The 3,663-nt window shown below is 72.8% G+C and carries 2 protein-coding genes; one reads left to right on the top strand and one right to left on the bottom strand.

All coding sequences use genetic code 11. From position 1 onward, the window contains the following. Positions 1-2,464, bottom strand: a 2,464-nt coding sequence (locus CCN51_RS48305) for a sensor histidine kinase (protein ID WP_086861052.1), incomplete at its 3' end; no start/stop codon positions are given. A 347-nt stretch (positions 2,465-2,811) separates the two neighbouring features. Here CCN51_RS48305 and CCN51_RS48310 point away from each other — a divergent pair. Beyond that, the gene (locus tag CCN51_RS48310; RefSeq protein WP_043486797.1) at positions 2,812-3,585 is read left to right on the top strand and encodes a protein phosphatase 2C domain-containing protein; all 774 of its coding nucleotides are present in this window, start codon (positions 2,812-2,814) and stop codon (positions 3,583-3,585) included. Positions 3,586-3,663 lie beyond the last annotated feature (78 nt).

Raw genomic sequence — 3,663 nt, forward strand, 5'->3', positions numbered from 1 at the left:
TCTCCACGCCACGGCCCGTCTCCACGCCACGGCCCGTCTCCAGGCCGGGGGCGGCCGTCGCGGCGGAGTCCGCGGTCCGGGCACGCGGCTCCTGGGCCAAGTCGTCGGCCGTTGAGCCGGGCAACGCCCCCGCCGACGGTCCGAGCGCCGGGGTGGCCGCCGGTCCGGTCGGGGTCCCCGGCGGGTTCGCCACCGTACGGGCGTGGCCGCCGGAGCCGTCCTCCGCGCCCGGGCGCGGCAGCCCCAGGCGCCCGCCGCGCCGGTGCGAGAGCGTCCGGGGCGACTCCAGGTCGGCTGCGGACGTCCCGGAGGCGGAGGCGGAGGCCCCGGCGAGGGCCGGGCGGGACTGCCCCGGAAGGGTGTTGGAGTTGGCCTCGGCCACCGAGCCCGGGAAGGACGGCAGCGAGGTGCCGCCGTACGAGGACCCCGCGGGCGCGGCGGGCGGCAGCCCGGTGCCGGGCGGACCGGCGGGCAGGATCTTCGTCGGGAGGACCACCACGGCCGCGACCCCGCCCGGCTTCTGCTCACGCAGCTGCACCCGTACGCCGTGCCGCGCGGCCAGCCGGGTCACCACGTACAGCCCGAGCCCCAGCGGGTCCTCGGGCTGCGGGCCCTGGCAGTACTCGGGCACCGGGTCGGACAGCCGGCTGTTGAGCTCGACGAAGCGCTCGGGCGTCATGCCGATGCCCTCGTCCTGGACGGAGAGCATGACCTCGCCGCTCTCCAGCAGCCAGCCGGAGATCTGAACCATGGTGTCCGGCGGCGAGAACGTCGTCGCGTTCTCCAGCAGCTCGGCGATCAGGTGGCTGATGCTGTCCGCCGCGTACCCGGCGACCTGGGCGTGCTGCGGCAGGGCCTGGATCTGCACCCGGTCGTACCGCTCGACCTCGCTGATCGAGGCGCGCAGCACATCCAGCAGCTGCACCGGCCCAGGATGCGCGGCCTTGTTCTCGGAGCCCGCGATGACCAGCAGGTTCTCGCCGTAGCGGCGCATTCCGGTGGCCAGGTGGTCGAGCTGGAAGAGGGTCTGGAGGCGGTCCGGGTCCTGCTCGCGCTCCTCCATCTCCTCGATGATGGTCAGCTGGCGCTCGATCAGGCCGAGGGTGCGCAGCGCCAGGCTGACGAAGCTGCCGTGGACGCGGGCGCGCAGACCGTCGAGGCGGGTGGAGACCTCGTCCCGCTCGCGGCGCAGCTCGGACCGCTCGTCGGCGAGCCGCCGCCGCTCGTCGACCAGGCGGGCCCGGTCGGCCTCCAGCTTCACGGCGCGCTCATGCTCACGCACCGCGGCCTGGTGCATCTGGTTGACGGCCCGTACGGCGTCCGCGAACTCGTCGTTGCGGCCCTTGAAGGCGATCGGCTCCTCGGCCACCGGGTCGGCGGCCACCCGCCGAGCGCCGAGCCGCAGCGCGGCCAGCGGCCGGGTCAGCGAGCGGGCGGCCTGGATGCTCATGCCGATGGCCAGCAGCAGGCACGCGCCGAGAATGCCGATGCCCACCTCGAGGTCGGTGACCTCGTCGTCGCGCAGCTTCTCCAGATGCTCGATCTCGGCGGTGGCCAGCGAGGACTCGACGCCGCGCATCCGGTCGATACGGGCGGACAGGCTGGACTCGACACGCTCGTCGTTGAGGAACAGATCGGTGTCGGAGAGCTGGGGCTGATCGGTGAGGCGGGCGATATAGCGCTCGGCGGCGGTGACCTCGGTGCCGTTGACGGTGCGGGCGTAGCGGTCGCGGGCGGAGGCCGGGGCGAGCTGGTTGAAGTCGGAGAGCGCGGACTGCTCGCGTACGTTGGTCCGCTGGGCCGCCGAGGTGAGCTTGGGCTGGCCGCCGCCCGCGGCGAGCGCGCCGAGCAGCAGCCCGCGGGTGGCGGATGCCTCTTCCGTGGCGCGGCCGAGGGGGGCCAGCGCGGCCGCGGAGCCGTCGTCGGCGCCGTCCCGGAGCTTGCGGGCCAGGGTGTCGGCGAGGCCGCCGAGGGCCTGGATGGTCTCGGTGTAGCTCTCGTACACATCGAGCGCCGAGCCGCTTCCGGTCAGCGCCTGCTGCCGGACCTTGGGCAGCGCGTCCAGCAGCCGCCGCACCTCGGCCGGGGTGCCCGGACCCACCTCCTTGACCTGCCGGTCCACCCGGGCCCGCTGGCTCTCGGAGACTCCGGCGCCGGAGGCGGAGTTACGGCCGGCCGCGACGTACTCGATCATGGCGTCGCGCTCATCGGCGAGTGCGTGGGCGAGGGTCACCGCACTGCGGTTGGTCTCGGCGAGGTCGACGAGCTCCTGGGCGTCGGTGGTGTCGTCCAGCGCGCTGAGGACGGCCGGGGCCCCGGCCCCGAGGACGGCCAGCGAGACGACGGCGACGGACACGGCCAGCCGATTACGGACCCGTGCGGTGCTGCGCTGCGGTGACGCCTCCTGCTGGGGTGGCTCGCCGCCCTGCTCATGGTTGCTGCCCCGAAGCCGCTTCTTCCGCACCGGTGCTCACAATCTCTTCTCGCCCGACCCACTGTGGTTCAGAGGTGACGACGGTTCAACAATTGTGTGTTTCCCCACCTCTGGTAGGGGTTCCGACCCTTTCAGGACGACTTCGGGACGGGCATGCATCACCCACCCCACCGCCCGAACGAGTGAACCGCATTGCGTAGTTGACCACCAAACTTCGGTCGCGGGCCATACCCTCCTTCAACCTTTCACGGGTTGGAAATCACCCGACCCCCTGGGATGATGCTCCCTCACAGATTCCCGCAACCGTCAATTCCTGCCAAACCTGGACAAGCGGGGCGAGCCGGGGGTGACGGACCCCGATCCGGCAGACTGGCCGGATGCGCATCGAACTCGCCACCGCGCCCGGTGATCCCCGCGTCCCCAACGAGGACTACGCGTCAGTAGCGTTGCCCGCGTCAGGTCAGGGCGGGGTGCTGGCGGTACTGGACGGGGTGACGCCGCCCGAGGAGGACTACGGCTGCGTCCACGGCGTGCCCTGGTTCACCGCCCGGCTGGGCGGGGCGCTGCTCGAACTGTCCGGATCGCGGCGGGATATACCGCTGGCGGACTGCCTCTCCCGCGCGATCGAACGGACGGCCGAGGCACACGGCTCAGAATGTGACCTTTCTCACGTTAGAACACCTCAGGCGACAGTAGTCGCGGTGCGGTGGGACGCGGAGCGGGTCGAGCATCTGGTGCTCTCCGACTCCGCGTTGCTGATCGAGCGTACGGACGGCACGGTCACGCCCGTACTCGACGACCGTATCGACCAGCTGATCGCCGCGGGACGCCGGCCCCTGGCCCCGCTGCGCAACATCGAGGGCGGCTTCTTCACCGCCGCCGCCGACCCGGCGGTCGCACGGCGGGCCGTGACCGGCACCTCCCCGCGCGCGGGGATACGGGCAGTGGCGGCGCTCACCGACGGGGCGGCGCGGTGGGTGGAGGTGTTCCACGAGGGCGACTGGGCCGAGTGCTTCGCGCTGCTGCGGAAGGAGGGCCCGCAGTCGCTGATCGACCGGGTGCGGGCGGCGGAGGACGCCGACCTGGAGCGCATCGCGTTCCGGCGGGGCAAGACGCATGACGACGCGGCGGTCGTCTTCGCCGAGCTCTAGGAGTTCCAGCAGAGTTTCCCGGAGTTCCCCGGGCCCGCGCGGCCGCCGGACACCCCAGCCGCCCTCAGGCCCGCCCCC

Origin of the sequence: Streptomyces milbemycinicus, assembly GCF_002154605.1 — a bacterium.
Classification (GTDB): Bacteria; Actinomycetota; Actinomycetes; order Streptomycetales; family Streptomycetaceae; genus Streptomyces; species Streptomyces milbemycinicus.

Bases quoted from the DNA above. Each gene is read 5' to 3' on its own strand.
- CCN51_RS48310 (WP_043486797.1), top strand. From the start codon at position 2,812: ATGCGCATCGAACTCGCCACCGCGCCCGGTGATCCCCGCGTCCCCAAC.